We start from the raw sequence: 17,851 nt of genomic DNA on the forward strand, positions 1-17,851 counted from the left end.
GCGGGACAGGGCCAAAGTCGTTTTAGGACCACCATCTCGACTTCATCTTTATTTAAATCCAAATCCGGTCCTATGACCACTTTTAATAAAAATTGCGAATCATTTGTTTCCTTAAACGCAAAAGTAAGAAAACGGCATCGCCGTTTTCCTTCCCAGCGCCGCAGAAACATTTTTAAATATTTAATTGTTGTTCATTTTGATGGCAGTGTAAGCAGGTAGTAGGGCATATAGAGGACTAAATGTCGTAGTGTTATTGTGGATTCACAGGGTTCTAGTCCCGACTTTGGCCCTGCGAAGGCCGCAGGCCAAAGTCAGACCCGGCCGGTGGAGGGAATAGGTCCCTGTGAATCCACAAGCGATATGAATGAGAGTCTATGCCCTATTACCGTTGAACAGAAGCAAAATGAACAACAAGTAAGGAGTTATAAATGATCCAAGAAGCATTATATAAAGTAACCCATGGTCAAGATTTATCCTACGACCTTGCAAAAGATACAATGAACAAGATTATGAGCGGAGATGTAGCCGAAGTCCCTATGGCTGGTTTTTTATGTGCTCTAGCAGCAAAAGGCCCTACTGTAGATGAGGTTACAGCTTTTGCTGAGGTTATGCGTGAAAAGGCTGGTTCTGTTCCGCACGAGCAAACAGTAGTTGAAATTGTAGGTACTGGTGGCGACGAAGCGAATACGTTCAACATTTCTACTACATCTGGTTTTATCATTTCTGCCGCAGGTATTCCTGTAGCAAAACATGGTAACCGCAGTGTATCCAGTAAATGTGGTGCTGCTGATTTAATTGAAGCATTAGGCGCTAAATTAGAGCTTAATGGTGAACAAAACGAGGCAGTTCTCAATAAAGCCAATATGTGCTTCATGTTTGCTCCTGTATATCACCAAGCTATGAAATATGCAGGCCCTGTACGTAAAGCGTTAGGTGTTCGTACTGTGTTCAACATCCTAGGCCCTTTAGCGAACCCAGCAGGTGCTACTGTGGAACTGATGGGTGTTTACGACAAATCTTTAGTAGAACCATTGGCTCGCGTATTGGCTAACCTTGGCGTTAAACGTGGTGCTGTAGTACACGGCTTTGACGGCCTTGATGAAATTACAGCTACTAACAAAACGTACGTATGCGAAATTAATAATGGTACTTTCACAAGCTACGAATTCGATCCTAAAGAATATGGTTTCGAATACGCTAATAAAACTGAACTCGAAGGTGGCGATACTACTGTAAACGCTGAGATTACACGCCGCGTTCTCGGTGGTGAGCAAGGTGGCAAACGCACAGCCGTTCTTCTCAACGCTGGTATGGCGATTTATCTTGCAAAAGATGGTATTACATTAGCAGAGGGCATTGAAGAGGCAAAACATATGATCGACTCTGGCAAGGCTCTTGCTACACTGGAACAGTTTGTGAAAGCCACACAAGAGGTATAACCATTGATTGTAGACACGATTGTAGAGGCTACCAAAATTCGGGTAGCCCAAGAAAAACATGTGGAATCACCTGAGGCTGTAAAAGCAACGGCGTTGGCGTTACCATCTGATACAGGATTTCCTTTTGAAGCAGCTCTTCGTCAACAAGACTTTAACTTCATTTGCGAAGTAAAGAAGGCATCTCCGTCTAAGGGAATTATTGCTGAGCACTTTCCCTATTTAGACATCGCCAAAGAATATGAAGTGGCTGGTGCTGCGGCTATCTCTGTTTTGACGGAGCCAGACTTCTTTAAAGGTGATAAAAAATATTTGCAAGAAATTGCAAGTACTGTTAAAATCCCTGTACTTCGTAAGGACTTCATCATCGATGAGTACCAAATCTACCAAGCAAAGGTATGGGGAGCTAGTGCAATCCTATTAATCTGTGCATGCCTCGATGTACCAACATTGACTAAGTTCCGTGAGTTAGCGGACTCTCTTGGCTTGTCTTCCTTGGTAGAGGCTCATGACGAAAAAGAAGTACAAATGGCCATCGATTGTGGGGCACGCATTATTGGTGTTAATAACCGTAATTTGAAAGACTTTACGGTAGACGTACAAAATAGTGTGCGCTTGCGTAATCTCGTTCAAGATGATGTAATCTTCGTATCTGAAAGTGGTCTTGAAACGCCAGAGGATATACAAGTATTGCGGGATAACAATATCGGCGTCGCCTTGATGGGGGAAACCTTTATGCGTTCTCCTAACAAAGTGGAAAAGTTGGCATATCTCTATGGTCCGACCTACTATACGCCAAAGGTTAAGATGTGTGGCATCTCCAAGGTTGAAACAATTCCTGCTGTAGTGGAGGCAAAGCCAGATTATATGGGGTTGGTATTTGCACCGAGCAAACGACAAGTTACTGTTGACCAAGCTAAAATATTAGTTGAAGAACTACACAGAGGATATGCCAAAAAATATGGCTCAGATACAGAACATGATAAGAATGATACAATAAAAACTGTCGGTGTTTTCGTAAATGAAACAGTAGACAACCTCGTTACCATTGCTAATGAAGCCAATCTTGATGCTGTGCAATTGCATGGCGATGAAGATGAAGCTTTCATCCAATCCTTAAAAGAACGTACTAATGTAGAGGTTTGGAAGGCGGTCCAAATCCGAAGTGCGGCAGATGTAGAGAAGTGGATCGATAGCAGTGCAGATATGCTTCTCTTTGATGCATATCATAAAGACGAGAGGGGCGGTACAGGAGAAGTATTCGACTGGTCCTCTTTAGATGCTTTTGAACGTCCATTCATGTTGGCTGGTGGTATCGATTCTACGAATGTGGCGCGTGCGATTCGCACCGTTCGCCCATATGGTATTGATATTAGCAGTGGCATTGAAACAAATGGTGTGAAGGACGATGAGAAGATTACAGCTTTCACCAAGATTGTGAAGAGTATAGGAAGGTAAGTTATATGAGTGAACAAAGACATGGCTATTTTGGCGCCTTCGGTGGTCAATTTATGCCAGAAACATTGATGAATGCAGTCATCGAATTGGAAGAAGCGTACAATAAGTACAAAGATGATCCAGAGTTCGTGCGCGAACTTGAGGATTTACATAAAAAATATACAGGTCGCCCATCCCTTTTGTATTATGCAGACCGCATGACAAAAGATCTTGGTGGTGCCAAAATTTATCTGAAACGGGAAGATTTAAACCATACTGGTTCTCACAAATTGAATAACGTAATCGGTCAAATGCTATTGGCAAAACGGATGGGCAAAACACGTGTAATTGCTGAAACTGGGGCTGGTCAACATGGTGTAGCAACAGCTACGGTAGCCGCATTGATGGGCATGGAATGTGAAGTATTCATGGGTGCTGAGGATTGTGAACGCCAAGCGCTCAACGTATATCGCATGGAATTGTTGGGCGCAAAGGTACATCCTGTAACAACAGGTACTAGTACATTGAAAGATGCTGTATCCGAAGCTATGCGCGAATGGACAAATCGTATGTCCGATACACACTATGTGTTGGGCTCCGTTATGGGCGCGCATCCATTCCCTATGATTGTTCGCGATTTCCAATCCATCATCAGCCGTGAAGCGCGTGAACAAATTCTCGAAGCGGAAGGTAAATTGCCAACAGCTGTTATGGCCTGTGTTGGTGGCGGATCCAATGCGATGGGGATGTTCTATAACTTCATTCCTGATGAAGGTGTACGCCTCATTGGTTGTGAAGCAGCTGGCCATGGCGTAGATACGGATATGAATGCTGCTACGATGGCAAATGGTACAGTAGGTATCTTCCACGGCATGAAATCCTACTTCTGCCAAGATGAAGATGGTCAAATTGCACCGGTATATTCCATTTCTGCAGGCCTTGATTATCCTGGTATCGGACCTGAACATGCGTACTTGCGCGACAGTGGTCGTGCTGAATACGTACCTGTTACAGATGATGAAGCAGTAGATGCGTTTGAATACCTATCCCGCTTAGAAGGAATTATTCCTGCTATTGAAAGTGCTCATGCGGTGGCACATGCGCGTAAAATTGCTCCTACAATGAGTAAGGACGATATCATTATTATTTGTTTATCTGGTCGTGGCGATAAGGACGTTGCGGCTATGGCGAAATACAGAGGGGTGGATCTTCATGAGTAAAATTAAAGACGCTTTCACAAAGGGCAAGGCATTCATCCCATTTATTAGTGCTGGTGATCATGGTATTGAGAACACGGAACGGTATATTCGCATCATGGTGAAAGCTGGCGCTGATATGGTAGAAATCGGTATTCCGTTCTCGGACCCGACAGCGGAAGGCCCAGTTATCCAAGAGGCAAGCACGCGTGCATTGTCTACAGGTGTAAAAATTCACGATATCTTCGATATGGTACGCCGTTTGCGTACTGGTGATGATGCGGTGACAGTGCCACTCGTATTCATGACCTATTTGAATCCTATCTATGTATTCGGTCGTGAAAAATTCTTTACCCTCTGCGAAGAGGTGGGTATCTCTGGCGTTATTGTGCCGGATATGCCGTTTGAAGAAAAAGGTGAACTTGGAACAATTGCTCATAAACATGGTGTTGAAGTAGTATCCTTGATTGCCCCAACATCTGAAAATCGTATCGAAATGATCGCAAAAGAAGCGGAAGGTTTCGTGTATTGTGTATCGTCCTTGGGCGTTACCGGTATGCGTAGCGAAATCAAGACGGATATTAAATCCATCGTTGAAACCATTCGTAAATACACAGATATTCCTGTAGCCGTTGGCTTCGGTATTTCCAAACCTGAACAAGCAGAAGCTATGGCGCGTGTATCCGATGGTGCTATCGTAGGTTCCGCTATTGTTAAAATCATTGCTGAACATGGGGAAAATGCAGATCAAGCATTGTTTGATTACGTACAATCTATGAAACAAGCCGTTTTAAAGGCTGGTGCATAATATAGTTGTTATATAATATATAGGCAATATAGAAATAAGACCTATCTAGGGCGAATGTACCATATTACATCTATGTTGATATAATATAGTAGAGTCAAGCTCTGTTGATAGGTCTTATTTTTATGTGAGATTTTTTGCTCATTGTAGAATACATATGATATTTGGTATCATGAATTCAGATATATCGTTTGAGAAAAAGGATGTTTAATGATACGACAATTAGTAATTGATACAATAAAAGATAATATTATAGATCGGTATTGTGATTTTTCTGGCACCATTTCTCGGGGCGCATTTTGGCGATTTATGCTCGTTGAACATTTGATTGTTGGTGTTTGCTTAGCCGTGCTAGGTTTACTGTCTCTTCATAGTGCCCTATTTATATATACAATAGGCATAGTTTTTGCGCTGTGGTTTATTTCGATTATGGCCCTTACATTGCCTAATTTGGGTGCTATGGTACGTCGCTTACATGATACAAATAATAGCGAATGGCTTTTGCTATTAGGGTTTATTCCCTATATAGGCATTCTAATTGTTATCGTATTATTTCTGCGAGGTACAAAGAAACACCCTATTATTGAAAGCTCAGTTGAATCCTTTGAAGAAATAGATTTATTTAGCGATAACGCGGTGGATAATCCGCAAAACCTAGGTATATTAAGCAATGCATCTCATACATCATATGGGAAAATAAGTATTATTGCTGCTGTTTTCCTTACTATTGTTAGCTGGGGGATTGGGATATATAGTTTTTCCTCTGCTGCAGATAAGGAAATCGATGCGTATTTACAGATGCAACCTGGTGCGTTTATGATTATGGCACAAAAGACCTTAGGTAGTAGTACAGCTGTTGAATCTGCTAAACAGGTTGTAATAAATTATTATACATATCTTAATAAGGAACAATATCAAGAGGCATATCGTTTGTTGGCTCATCGAGAACGTGAAAAATATGGCACCTATGATCAATGGATTAAATCTGTTAAAGCTACTCATAATCGTCAAATATCTTCGCTCCACTTACAAGGCGTGTTGAGAGATGATGACGATGTAGATCATATTTCCTTTGAGCTGACTTTCACAGATAAAGCCTATCCTAATCAAATGTTCGTCAAGATGATATATGAGCATGATACGTGGCGAATTGAGGCGATTGTGCCATACGATCAAAAATATGAAGATAGATAAGGAGGGCCTATGAATCAGAATATGATATATGATGTTAGTTATATGGATGCTCTCAAACGTGGCTTTAAACAATATGTCACCTTCTCTGACCGTACTAGTCGCAGTGAATTTTGGCGCTTTATGGTGTGCCGCGAAATCATTTTAGACGGGCTAGCTGGTTTCGGTCTTATCGTAGATATGGTGCTCGGTAATACCTCAGCTGGCAGTGATTATGCAATGGTGCTACTCGTCATACTACAGCTCGTATTTTTTCTACCTAGTCTTGCTATTACCTGTCGTCGATTGCATGATGTTGGAAAGAGTGGATTAACATTTCTTTTAGTATTTATTCCTATTGTTGGTATCTTTGTGCTCTTATCTAATCTTGTGAAAAAAGGGGATGTATCCATGAATGCGTATGGGGAAAAAACAGGGTATACGGCTGTTACGCCTGTTATGGAGCGACAGTTAGGCCTAGAGCATACGCCTACTGTAAGAGAAGATATTTTGATGGGTGCGGTGGCTATTATTTTATACGTTTGGATTTTTACTCAGCAGTTTGTTGAAAGTGCATGGGTATCCTTTAATGCTAGAGGCATGTTCTAATATAACCTCGTTTTACTATTAGTAAGACGAGGTTTTTTATATGAAAAATTTATGAAAGTTTAAATGTGGTTTTATTGACTATATTGAAAAATATTGTAAAATGAATAATAGATGAAACTAAATAATTCGAATTAGATACTAATATTATGTAAATCATATTGTAGAAAGAGGTTCGGCATGCGTGCTTGTCCAAAGTGTGGACAAAGAATACCTAGTTCAGAGCGATATTGTCCTTATTGTGGGCATATGAAAAATATTCCATTGCCACTTGATGCCTATGAATTGGGTTTTATAGAGAATTTTAAATACTGTGTAGTTCATAAATATGCGGATTTTGAGGGCCGTGCTAGTCGCAGTGAATACTGGCATTTTATGCTTGTGTACCAATTAATTATAGCCATTATATTATTTATATGTGCTGCTATTAGCTGTGTAACCCCCGTATCGGGTACAACGGGCGTTGGACTAGGCTTGGTAGTCCTTTTTATTTTGTCCATTGGATTTATCATACCAGGTGTAGCCGTTGCTGTTCGACGTTTACATGATCTTGGTTGGTCCGGATGGCCTGTCCTATTAGCACTTATCCCGTTTGTAGGGATTCCTGCAGTACTCATATTGATGGCATTGCCAGGAAAGACAGTGACTAATCGTTTTGGCAATCCAACAGGGGTGGAAGTCATTACAAAACAAATGGCACATAAATATGGATTTATTGATGCTACGCCATCTACACCATTGACTATAGTACTTATAGTGGTATTAGTTGTATTATGGTTACTAGTGGATTGGATGTTAGCAAATTGAATATATGTATAGAGAATCAGGATTAAAGTAGAAGGTCTGTGAAAATGAGCAAAATTGCATTTTCACAGACCTTTATTGTATGTAAACTAAAAGTTATGACAAGTCATTCAAAATACATATGACTTAATAGACGTATTCAGCTATATGACAAGCCTTTTTAATTGACTAAGCACAGCGTACTTTTTATAATAGATATATTATTATACTATAGTTTCGAAGTGGGATTATTATTTCCTAGTTAAATACAGGAATTATATTATCTACGGTTGTAGTTTGCAGATAGAAACATATCTTATCAGATATATAAGGAGACAATACGATGAAGTTTAATACAAAATGCGTCCACGGTAGTGGTAAACCAGATAGTACAGGGGCAATCTCTCCAGCCATTTATATGTCCAGTACATTTACACATCCTGGTTTAGGTGAAACAACAGGATTTCAATATACACGTGAGTCTAACCCAACTCGTGATCGCCTTGAAACATTAATTGCAGGCCTTGAAGAAGGTACTGATGCAATCGCTTTTTCTTCGGGGATGGCTGCTGTTGATGCAGTATTCCATTTGTTTTCCCCTGGAGACCATGTTATTTTAGGGGATGATTTGTATGGTGGATCTATTCGATTATTTACTAATATCTACGAAAAGAATGGTGTCGAATTTACCTATGTAGGTACATCTGATCTTGATGCAGTGCAAGCAGCTTTTAAACCAAACACTAAAGCGGTGTACATTGAAACGCCTACAAATCCGATGATGGAAATTACCGATGTACGTGCGTTGAGTAAAATGGCACATGACCGTAATGCACTTGTTATTGTAGATAATACATTTTTAAGCCCTTATTTCCAAAAACCATTACATCTTGGTGCAGATATTGTTGTCCATAGTGGGACTAAATTTATCGGTGGTCATCATGATGTAATTTCTGGATTTACCATTGTAAAAGATGATGAATTGGCAGCTCAATTGCGCCTTATTTATAAGACAGTAGGGGCGTGTTTATCTGCCTTTGATAGCTGGCTTGTCATTCGTGGCATCAAAACTTTGGCGCTCCGTATGGAACAACATCAAAAGAATGCCATCGCTCTTGCAGAATGGTTGAAACAAGAACCGAAGGTAACAAAGGTATTATTCCCTGGACTTCCAGAACATCCAGGCTATGAAGTGAACAAATCTCAAACTACTGGCTTTGGTGGTATGTTGTCCTTTGAAGTAGATAGTGAAGAGACCGCTAAACAAGTGTTAGAAGGTATTCAATTGATTCAATTTGCTGAAAGTTTAGGCGGCACCGAATCCTTGTTAACATATCCTGTTACACAAACACATCCAGATTTAAAACCTGAAGATGCGGAACGCAAAGGGATTACACGTCGATTGTTGCGCTTGTCCGTTGGCATTGAAGATACAGATGATTTGATTGCTGATTTAGCACAAGCTTTCAATAAATAAAAGGAGGCTATTATGGGCCGATATAATTTTGACAAAATCGTAGATCGCAAGCATACAAAGTCTCTAAAATATGATTTTGCTGTACAACGTGGTAAACCTGCTGATGTATTACCATTTTGGGTAGCGGATATGGATTTTGAAATTCCTAGTGAATTAAAGCAAGTCTTGTTAGATCGCGTTAATCATGGTATTTTCGGATATACGGAATCTGATGATGCTTATTTCAATGTACTAAAAGAATGGTTCGCTAGCCGTTTTAATTGGAATATAGATAAAAAATGGCTCGTAAAAACTCCGGGCGTTGTATTTGCGCTTGCTATGGCAGTGCGTGCTTTCACAAAGGAAGGGGAAGGCGTACTCATTAATCAACCTGTATATTATCCATTCAGCATGGTCATCGATGATAATGATCGTAATTTGATTAATGTGCCTTTGATTCAAGGTGAAGATAGATATACAATCGATTTTGAAGGTGTGGAACGGGCTATTATTGAGCACAATGTAACATTATTTTTGCTCTGTAATCCTCATAACCCTGTGGGCCGCGTGTGGACCGAAGATGAGTTAAAACGTCTTGGTGATATTTGTATCAAACATAATGTCATTATTATTAGCGATGAAATTCATGCGGATTTCGTATGGGATGGGCACAAGCATACTGTTTTTGCTAATCTAGGTGAAAGCTATGCTGAGCATTGCATCGTTTGTACAGCGCCTAGTAAGTCCTTTAATATTGCGGGCTTACAAGTGTCTAATATTTTCATCCCTAATGATTCTTTGCGTCGTAGATTTGTCAAAGAAATCGATCGTGCAGGCTATAGTCAATTGAACACGATGGGCCTTGTAGGTTGCCAAGGCGCTTATGAAGTGGGTGGACCATGGCTTGATGAATTAAAGGAATACATTCAAGGGAATATTCAATATACTCTTGATTATTTTGAGGAACATTTGCCGAAGCTTCATATGTATCGACCTGAAGGGACGTATCTCATGTGGTTTGATTGCTCTGAACTGCCATTGACTCCAGAAGAACGTGAACAATGGCTACTTAATGATGCAAAGCTATGGCTAGATAGTGGCTCCATGTTTGGTAAAGATGGTGAAAAGTTTGAACGCATCAATGTTGCCTGTCCTCGTGCAACATTGACAGAAGGTTTAGAGGCATTGCGTCGCGCTTATGTTGCTAAAGGGTTTTAGGAGGTTTCACAATGCCGATTAAAGTTATTAAGAATTTACCGGCCATAACAAAGTTAGCACAAGAGAATATCTTTGTAATGGATACGGAACGAGCGGAAACACAACAAATTCGTCCGCTTCATATTTTGCTTATCAATTTGATGCCTACAAAAGAGGTTACGGAAACACAAATCCTTCGCGCTCTTAGTAATAGCCCGTTGCAAGTAAACTTAACTTTATTGCATACCGCATCTCGAAAATCTAAGAATGTAGATGCAGAATATTTAGATACTTTTTACCGTACCTTTGACGAAGTTAAAGATGAGTGTTTTGATGGCTTGATTATTACCGGTGCTCCTGTAGAGTTGATGCCTTTTGAAGAGGTTGACTATTGGGATGAGCTTGTAGAAATTATGGATTGGAGTGAAGAACACGTATGCTCCACGTTCTATATTTGTTGGGGCGCACAGGCTGGCCTGTACCATCATTTCGGCATTAATAAACAAATTATGGATACTAAATTGTTCGGCGTTTATGAACATGATATCTATAACGACCAACCGGTTCTCTTACGAGGTTTTGATGAAAAGTTCTGGATGCCACACTCCCGCCATACTACAGTTTCATTAGAGCAAATTAAAGCACATAGGGAATTAGAATTGTTAGCTGGTTCTGAACCAACTGGGGCTGCCATCGTACGAAGCTTAGATAACAAACACATCTTTGTTTTTGGTCACTCCGAGTACGATTGGGATACACTCAATCGCGAATATGTACGAGACCTTGCTAAAGGTGAAGACATTGCGGTACCAGAAAACTATTTCCCTGATGATGATCCAAAACAAAAACCAATTGTAAGATGGCGATCTGTTAGTACATTGCTCTTTACGAATTGGTTGAACTATTACGTATACCAAGAAACACCATATATTATTGAACAAATTCAGAAAATGAAGTTTGAACGAGATAAAAATTTTGGTGCTTATATTTAAATACAGAGTATGTAAGTGAACCGAATGTGTTCCCAAAGACTCCACCGGCCGGGTCTGACTCCGGCCTACGGCCTACGCAGGGCCAAAGTCGTCTTTGGGAACGCATTCGGTTCTTTCCATATCCATTTGTTTTAAGATACGCCAAAATTTTTGCTATAGCTTATAGTTATGGAGAATGTATTATAAAAAGTGGTAGACATATTTTTTAATACATAGTAATATAATAGGCATAAGAAATGAAGTTTATTCCTTTAGATGAATGGGAGTTGAATTTAATGAGCAAACAATATAAATTTGAAACATTACAATTACATGCAGGTCATACGGTGGATCCAACAGGTTCCCGTGCAGTACCTATTTATCAAACAACATCTTTCGTATTTAAAGATGCAGAGGAAGCAGCTGGCCGTTTTGCCTTGACTAATCCTGGTGGTATTTATTCTCGTCTTGGCAATCCTACTACTGACGTATTGGATGCTCGTGTAGCTCAACTTGAAGGTGGTGCTGGTGGTATTGCTGTAGCATCTGGTTCTGCAGCGATTACATACTCCATTTTGAATGTAGCAAGCGCAGGTGATAATATCGTTGCTGCATCTACATTGTATGGTGGTACATATAACTTATTCACTGCTACATTGCCTCGTTTGGGTATCGAAACTAAATTTGTTAATCCTGACAATTTGGAAGAGTTTGAAGCAGCTATTGATGACAACACAAAAGCTGTATATATCGAAACTATCGGTAACCCTGGCATCAACCTTATCGATGTTCAAGCAGTAGCTGATATTGCCCATAAACATAATATTATATTAATCGTAGATAATACATTCGCATCCCCATACTTGTTCCGTCCATTAGAACATGGTGCAGACGTAGTCGTTCACTCTGCTACTAAATATCTTGGTGGTCATGGTACAACATTGGCTGGTGTAGTTGTAGAATCTGGTAAATTCGACTATAAAGCATCTGGTAAATATCCTAGCTTTGCTGAAGGGGACGAACACTACAACGGTCTAGTATATGGTGACTTACCAATTCCTTTCACCGTAAAAATTCGTGCTCAATTGCTTCGCGATACAGGCGCATGCATTACGCCTTTAGCAGCATGGCAAATCTTGCAAGGTATCGAAACATTGTCATTGCGTGTAGAACGTCACGTAGAAAATGCTCGTAAAGTAGTTGATTTCTTGAGCAAACATCCTAAAGTTGCTTGGGTTAACTATCCAGAACTTGCAGATAGTAAATATAAACCATTAGCTGATAAATACTTCCCTAAAGGGGTTGGTGCAGTATTCACATTCGGCGTAAAAGGCGGCAAAGAAGCAGGCATTAAATTGGTTGATGCATTGCAAATCTTCTCTAACCTTGCTAATGTGGCGGATGCTAAATCTCTTGTTATTCACCCTGCATCCACAACACATGCACAACTTAACGAAGAACAACAAAAATCTGCTGGCGTAACACCAGATATGATCCGCTTGTCTGTTGGTCTTGAAAATATTGATGATATTATCGATGATCTTTCTCAAGCATTGGATAAAGCTTAATCTTAACTTCTAAACTCCTTAAAGCATAACTCCAAAAACCTATAGAACATAAAAAGAAAACCTTGTAATAAGAGGCTGTACCAAGATGTCGTAACATAATTTGGTACAGCCTTTTTGTCCTATAACCCAAAAAAAAAGACCTTGAATTCAACGATTCAAGGTCTTTTAATATGTGTATATGTGTGTTTAAAAGGGTTTGTTTTATGTGTGTATAGTTTTTATGAGTGTTTAGTTTTATGAGTGTGTTAAGAAATTGGAGAGATATATTATATAGTGGTTAGGTGTATCTATATAATATATGGGTTATGCTTAGTATTTTGTAGTTTTTACTTTAGCACTGAGAACTTTACCGGAAATAGCATCGATCTTAACGTCTGCTTTTTTGTCGCCGCCGTTAGTCATGTCTAGTTTGTAGACAAGTTTGTTGCCGTCCATTTCCAATTCCCATTCCATTGTTTGGAAATCGCTGCCTACGCGTTCGATAGCTCTTGTTTCAGCAGATTCTGGTGTGATGGAGTTTTGTGGATTAAAGCTGTGAGATTTCTTTAATTTGTTCCATGCACTAATGGATTTTGCTTGATTGGAAACAACTTGACCTGTTGCTTCATCGATTTTCATTTCCACTTTTTGTGTCTTAGTATATGCTTCTACTTCGTAAGTTGGATGATGTTTTGCATCATAGGAGATAGAAGTTACCATTGCATCTGGATAGTAGCGATGTAATGTAGTAACAGCGCCTACGTAGTCGATTTCGCTACTTTGCATTGGAGATGCTACGCTACCAACACCATTCCAGGAACTAGGAGCTGGGTAAGTAGGAGCTGCAGATGCTACGCCTGCAATCAATACAGTACTTACGCCAAGAGCACATAATACTTTAGACAAATTATTTACTTTTTTCATGTTAATTACCTCCATAAAAGGATTTTGCTCAAAAGCAATTGCGCAAGTAGATTTTACTCAATCTACTTATACATAATTTAATATCATAAAATGAATATAAGATGAAAATTAAAACTATATACTTATTTTTAGGTATATACATAATATATTCGACATACATTATGTATATCCTTTTTTTTATTTGCATATTTTGCATAATGTAAACTCAATATAAGTATATATGGTTGACATAAATAAAATGGAATGGTTTAATAACCTTGAATAGATATGTAGTTTGTTTAGATAGGTTTCTTTTATTCTATTAATGGAGGTATACCATGAGTTCCATTTCCAATCGACGTCTCAGCACAAGAGAGTTGACGATGACGGCCTTATTTGTAACATTAATTACAGCCGGTGCATTTATTCGTGTGCCACTTCCAAACTGTCCATTTACACTGCAGATTTTATTTACTACATTGGCTGGTATTATATTAGGCAGCCGTCTCGGTGCCATTAGTGTAGGTATTTATATTATATTGGGACTTATCGGTGTACCTGTGTTTACATCTGGCGGCGGGCCTGGCTATGTATTACAGCCTACATTTGGTTATTTGATTGGATTCATGGTTGGCGCCTATGTGGTGGGGCGCTTCAGTGAGCTTTCACCAACACATTCTGTTAAAACATTGCTCATTGGTGCTATTATCAATCTGCTCATTGTATATGGTTTTGGCATGATCTATTTATATATGATAATGAATGTATATTTAGGGACACCTATTGGTTGGTGGGCTGTTATCTGGTCTTGTTTCTTGATTCCTGTTGGGCCTGATGTATTTTTATGTGCTGTGGCTGCCGTGATGGGGAAACGCATTATAGGTCATTTGCGATAAAATATGCACAATATTAATAGAGGGCTATCACATTTGTGGTAGCCCTTTTATTATGCTATGGATATACATATCCTAAGATTTCTTGTGCATCTTTTGTTTTGTTGATTTCTATGTATGGTTGCTTACGTCCGTGAAAGTCTCGTGTGGATACGGTGCCTTCTACGGTTACCCATTGTTTATTGCTATAAGAATCTCCATCATTCTTATGCATGGTTAATCCGATAGGGGATACGTCTGCGATACAGCAGGCCATGGCCATACGTGAAAGTGTAAACTCATTAGATTTTAATGTATTGTCGTCTCGGTTAACATAGCCTGTCATGTAGATTTTGTACCCTACATATTCCTCTGGTTTAGAACCGAGTGCAACGATGGTGCGATAATAATTGTCTGAGTTTAATACGATTTCCTTCTTGGATTTGGAAATACCAGGATCTTTAGCCTCATTATTGATAGTAATCACTTCGCCAATATCGTCTTGAGAGAAATTAAAATCATTGCGATCTTCTGTGGCAGCCGTATTTCCTGTTACTTGTACAGAATTAGGAGATAAAATCGGTGGCACCACAAATAATACAAGAGGAATTATGATGGGTGTAATAGAGCGCCAATTGTGTTTGTATTGTTTATTAGGGGACCAAAGGATTGAAACAATACCTCCCAATAACAGTGCTATACCTGCTAAGAGTAAAAATAATTCATATCGAGGGGCCACATATAATTTATATTGGCCCGTAATGAGGAGATATAAAAAACTAATACCTAATGCCGTATATAGCAGACCCTTGATGACACTGAGTATATCTTTGTTTCGTAGTTCTGATAACATAGTCTGTTCTCCTTATACATTAAATAAAAATTGAAATAGCAATGTCATGATATACGTAATAATACTTATAGTAATAACTAAGCGAAGTATAAATGATGTTGAGATATACTGACGTAACATGTATACGTTTTTGATGTCAATCATAGGACCTAACCATAGGAAACCAAGAACTGCTGATATAGGAAATAAATTGCTTAACGAACGGCCTATAATGGCATCTGATGTAGAACATAGGGAGAAGAGGAACGCTAAAGCTAGTAATAATGCATTAGCAATAGGTGTGGCTACATCGAGTGAACCAGAGAAGAAGGTTGGTTTTATCCATACTTGGAATAGTGCTAATGTGAAAGCTGCTGCAGAGAAGTAAATAAGTAATTGACTGAATTCACGTTCTACGTGCAATAGAAAGATTTTCTTTTTATTGCCTTCTTGATTTGATGAACCATACTGATAATCTTTTGGCTGAGGTAAATTGTTAGTGATAGTAGATAATTTGTGTGGTTTCCATTTAAATGTGAGGGCCACCATACATGCGATTACTATACCACCAATTATGCGAGCTAGTATTATTTGTGGCGTATCTGGAAATGCATAATAGGTTGCTAATAATGCGATGGGGTTCATAATAGGACTTGCGAGCATAAATAATAATCCTATATGTTGAGGGATACCACGCTTTAATAATGCATTAAACATAGGAATAGTAGCACAATCGCAGATAGGTAATACAAGACCGCTACCAATGGCGATGCCATAGCTTTTAATAGAGTCTGCTTTCAGATAACGCATTAGCCAACGATCCGGTACCAATAGTGTGATAGCAGAAGAAATGATGGTTCCTAACAATAAAAACGGTATTCCTTCAAAAATGATGCCTGATGCAATGGCCAAAACTTGATGGATGGAATAGGAGATACTATGACGGAATACGGTGACCAGTAATATATATAACGTCAATATAGCTACAATGCCGTACAATGACCATGGCCATATCGGTTGAGAGAGTCTATTGTGAATGTCTTTTTCTGTAGGATTGACTAATATGGAACATTCGGGATTATAGGATTGTAAGAGTTTTTTTACCGTTTTAGTTTGTGCCGTATCACTCGCATATAACATAATATAATCAGCACTGTATAGTTGAGATACAATTCTATCCCCTAGTGCCTGTATCATAGATGTTATACTGTTGCTGTTTGCTGTGTAGATGACGCGTTCTAGATGACAGAATTGTTTTAGAATTGAATTGAAGAAGATGAGTTCTAACTGTTGAAATGAAAACATGCCATTCCATTCAACCCATATTTCTTTCGGCGTTGTCGTAGAAAGATAATCCTGTATCTGTTGTATTACATGATGTAGATTTTCTTCTATATCATCTGGCTCAATCGATAAAGGCTTTTTTATAAACTTTGTATTACCTGTTTCAAAGCTGATAATTTCTGTAGAGCCAAGTTTCTTTCGTTCTCGTAGCTCTAGATTGATTAGGGTAGTTTTGCCAGACCCTAATAAGCCTGTTACGACATATACAGGAATCATGATGCACTGCACACTTTCTCGTTTATAGATGGAATGTCTATTTCGGTGCCAATAACAACTAGGTGATAGTCATTTAAGTGTGTAGCTGTTATAGCACAGGATTGCGGTGTGTATTGTAATTCCATAGGGCCTGATGCGGTAGGAATAATACCTTTAACCCGTAGTATTGTAGATGGTAAATTATTACAAAAATCAATCCATTGTGTATCATCGAGGGATTGTAGATTATGGAATGTATGGGTCACAAATGGTTGGTGCTCATGGTGGTGGCAGTCATGGTCATGATGACTGTGATTATCATGGTGAGCGCCGTTGTAATCCTCACTGTCGTTACATGTATGGCAACTGCAGGTTTCGGAATCATGTTCGTGTGCCTTATGAGTATTAGATTTTAGTTGGTTTATATCCTGTTGAAGTGCATCTACATCAGTATAAATTGGTGTATGTGGTGCTAATTCAACGATGAGTTGTTTTGTTTTTTCAACCTGTTTTTCGTCCTCTACATGAGTAAGTAGAATAGCATAACAGTGTTTTATTTGGTCCTTAAAGAAGGGGCCAAAGTTCTTAATTGCCATAGGTGCCTGCATGGCATCTACGACCGTTATAATCATGCTGACATAGGCTTTACTGGTGATATCGTCATCATCACAAGTATATAAAATTTCACTTAATTTGCTCACTCCAGATGGCTCTATATAGATTTGATCGATATCTTGCGTCGATAGAATATCGATTAAGGCATTTTTAAAGTTGCCTTGCAGACTGCAGCATATACAACCGGAGGTTACTTCACGTACAGTTGCGCCCGATGCGGATAATTGCTTTGCATCGAGACTGGTTTCACCAAAATCATTTTCTATAATTAATATACGTTCATTGGTGTTACGACAGTTTAATATATGTTGTAAATACGTTGTTTTTCCAGAGCCTAAGAATCCGGATATGATCGTAATTGGTATCATAATACGCCTCCCTTGTAAATGTAAACATAGTATACTACTCTTACATAACATATAAAAATACCCGTAAGGGTATGAACAATAGTTTACAAAGTTAAGTAATAAGCGATTTATAAGAAAA

At 39.1% G+C, this 17,851-nt stretch carries 16 protein-coding genes; 12 read left to right on the forward strand and 4 right to left on the reverse strand.

Annotated features, from left to right (window positions below):
* Window positions 1–428 precede the first annotated feature (428 nt).
* The 11 genes from trpD (at window position 429) to VIHSUH07_RS00150 (ending at window position 12,625) form a co-directional block, all read left to right on the forward strand.
* Entirely contained in the window at window positions 429–1,439 is a 1,011-nt protein-coding gene (gene trpD, locus VIHSUH07_RS00100; protein ID WP_105083452.1) for an anthranilate phosphoribosyltransferase, read from the forward strand.
* A gap of 3 nt (window positions 1,440–1,442) precedes the next feature.
* On the forward strand, window positions 1,443–2,894 hold the full coding sequence (gene trpCF / locus VIHSUH07_RS00105) for a bifunctional indole-3-glycerol-phosphate synthase TrpC/phosphoribosylanthranilate isomerase TrpF (protein WP_105083453.1): 1,452 nt from the start codon (window positions 1,443–1,445) through the stop codon (window positions 2,892–2,894).
* Window positions 2,895–2,899: 5 nt separating this feature from the next.
* Complete coding sequence (trpB, locus tag VIHSUH07_RS00110; RefSeq protein ID WP_005382017.1) at window positions 2,900–4,093, forward strand: tryptophan synthase subunit beta; 1,194 nt, start codon at window positions 2,900–2,902, stop codon at window positions 4,091–4,093.
* Complete coding sequence (gene trpA, locus VIHSUH07_RS00115) at window positions 4,086–4,877, forward strand: tryptophan synthase subunit alpha (RefSeq protein ID WP_005382019.1); 792 nt, start codon at window positions 4,086–4,088, stop codon at window positions 4,875–4,877. Before trpB ends, trpA begins: the two co-directional genes overlap by 8 nt.
* 207 nt (window positions 4,878–5,084) lie before the next feature.
* Window positions 5,085–6,068 carry a DUF805 domain-containing protein gene (locus tag VIHSUH07_RS00120; RefSeq protein WP_105083454.1) on the forward strand — a complete coding sequence of 328 codons (984 nt, stop codon included), beginning with the start codon at window positions 5,085–5,087 and terminating at the stop codon, window positions 6,066–6,068.
* A 9-nt stretch (window positions 6,069–6,077) separates the two neighbouring features.
* A complete protein-coding gene (locus VIHSUH07_RS00125; protein WP_105083455.1) occupies window positions 6,078–6,653 on the forward strand; it encodes a DUF805 domain-containing protein in 576 nt (191 codons plus the stop codon).
* A 177-nt stretch (window positions 6,654–6,830) separates the two neighbouring features.
* Window positions 6,831–7,457 (forward strand): DUF805 domain-containing protein, encoded by a 627-nt coding sequence (locus VIHSUH07_RS00130; protein ID WP_105083456.1) that lies wholly within the window; start codon window positions 6,831–6,833, stop codon window positions 7,455–7,457.
* Window positions 7,458–7,776: 319 nt separating this feature from the next.
* Complete coding sequence (locus tag VIHSUH07_RS00135) at window positions 7,777–8,910, forward strand: trans-sulfuration enzyme family protein (protein ID WP_005382050.1); 1,134 nt, start codon at window positions 7,777–7,779, stop codon at window positions 8,908–8,910.
* A gap of 12 nt (window positions 8,911–8,922) precedes the next feature.
* Complete coding sequence (locus tag VIHSUH07_RS00140) at window positions 8,923–10,107, forward strand: MalY/PatB family protein (protein ID WP_105083457.1); 1,185 nt, start codon at window positions 8,923–8,925, stop codon at window positions 10,105–10,107.
* Between the two features lie 11 nt (window positions 10,108–10,118).
* Entirely contained in the window at window positions 10,119–11,078 is a 960-nt protein-coding gene (gene metA / locus VIHSUH07_RS00145; RefSeq protein WP_105083458.1) for a homoserine O-acetyltransferase MetA, read from the forward strand.
* A gap of 275 nt (window positions 11,079–11,353) precedes the next feature.
* On the forward strand, window positions 11,354–12,625 hold the full coding sequence (locus tag VIHSUH07_RS00150; protein ID WP_038148077.1) for an O-acetylhomoserine aminocarboxypropyltransferase/cysteine synthase family protein: 1,272 nt from the start codon (window positions 11,354–11,356) through the stop codon (window positions 12,623–12,625).
* Window positions 12,626–12,934: 309 nt separating this feature from the next.
* On the opposite strand, the gene VIHSUH07_RS00155 is transcribed toward VIHSUH07_RS00150, so the two are convergent.
* Entirely contained in the window at window positions 12,935–13,528 is a 594-nt protein-coding gene (locus VIHSUH07_RS00155) for a PepSY domain-containing protein (RefSeq protein WP_005375308.1), read from the reverse strand.
* A 317-nt stretch (window positions 13,529–13,845) separates the two neighbouring features.
* On the opposite strand from VIHSUH07_RS00155, the gene VIHSUH07_RS00160 reads away from it, so the two are divergent.
* Window positions 13,846–14,403: a biotin transporter BioY gene (locus tag VIHSUH07_RS00160; protein ID WP_005375383.1), complete on the forward strand. Its 558-nt coding sequence runs from the start codon at window positions 13,846–13,848 to the stop codon at window positions 14,401–14,403.
* A gap of 55 nt (window positions 14,404–14,458) precedes the next feature.
* Here VIHSUH07_RS00160 and VIHSUH07_RS00165 read toward each other — a convergent pair whose 3' ends face one another.
* Genes VIHSUH07_RS00165 through VIHSUH07_RS00175 form a run of 3 tightly spaced genes read right to left on the reverse strand, consistent with a single transcriptional unit; the run spans window position 14,459 to window position 17,733 of the window.
* Window positions 14,459–15,232, reverse strand: a complete 774-nt coding sequence (locus VIHSUH07_RS00165; protein WP_105083459.1) for a TIGR03943 family putative permease subunit — start codon at window positions 15,230–15,232, stop codon at window positions 14,459–14,461.
* Window positions 15,233–15,244: 12 nt separating this feature from the next.
* Window positions 15,245–16,771 (reverse strand): permease, encoded by a 1,527-nt coding sequence (locus tag VIHSUH07_RS00170; RefSeq protein ID WP_105083460.1) that lies wholly within the window; start codon window positions 16,769–16,771, stop codon window positions 15,245–15,247.
* Window positions 16,768–17,733 carry a CobW family GTP-binding protein gene (locus VIHSUH07_RS00175; RefSeq protein WP_105083461.1) on the reverse strand — a complete coding sequence of 322 codons (966 nt, stop codon included), beginning with the start codon at window positions 17,731–17,733 and terminating at the stop codon, window positions 16,768–16,770. Before VIHSUH07_RS00175 ends, VIHSUH07_RS00170 begins: the two co-directional genes overlap by 4 nt.
* Between the last annotated feature and the right edge of the window lie 118 nt (window positions 17,734–17,851).

Source organism: Veillonella sp. T34266-5 (assembly GCF_002959815.1).
Lineage (GTDB): Bacteria > Bacillota > Negativicutes > Veillonellales > Veillonellaceae > Veillonella > Veillonella atypica.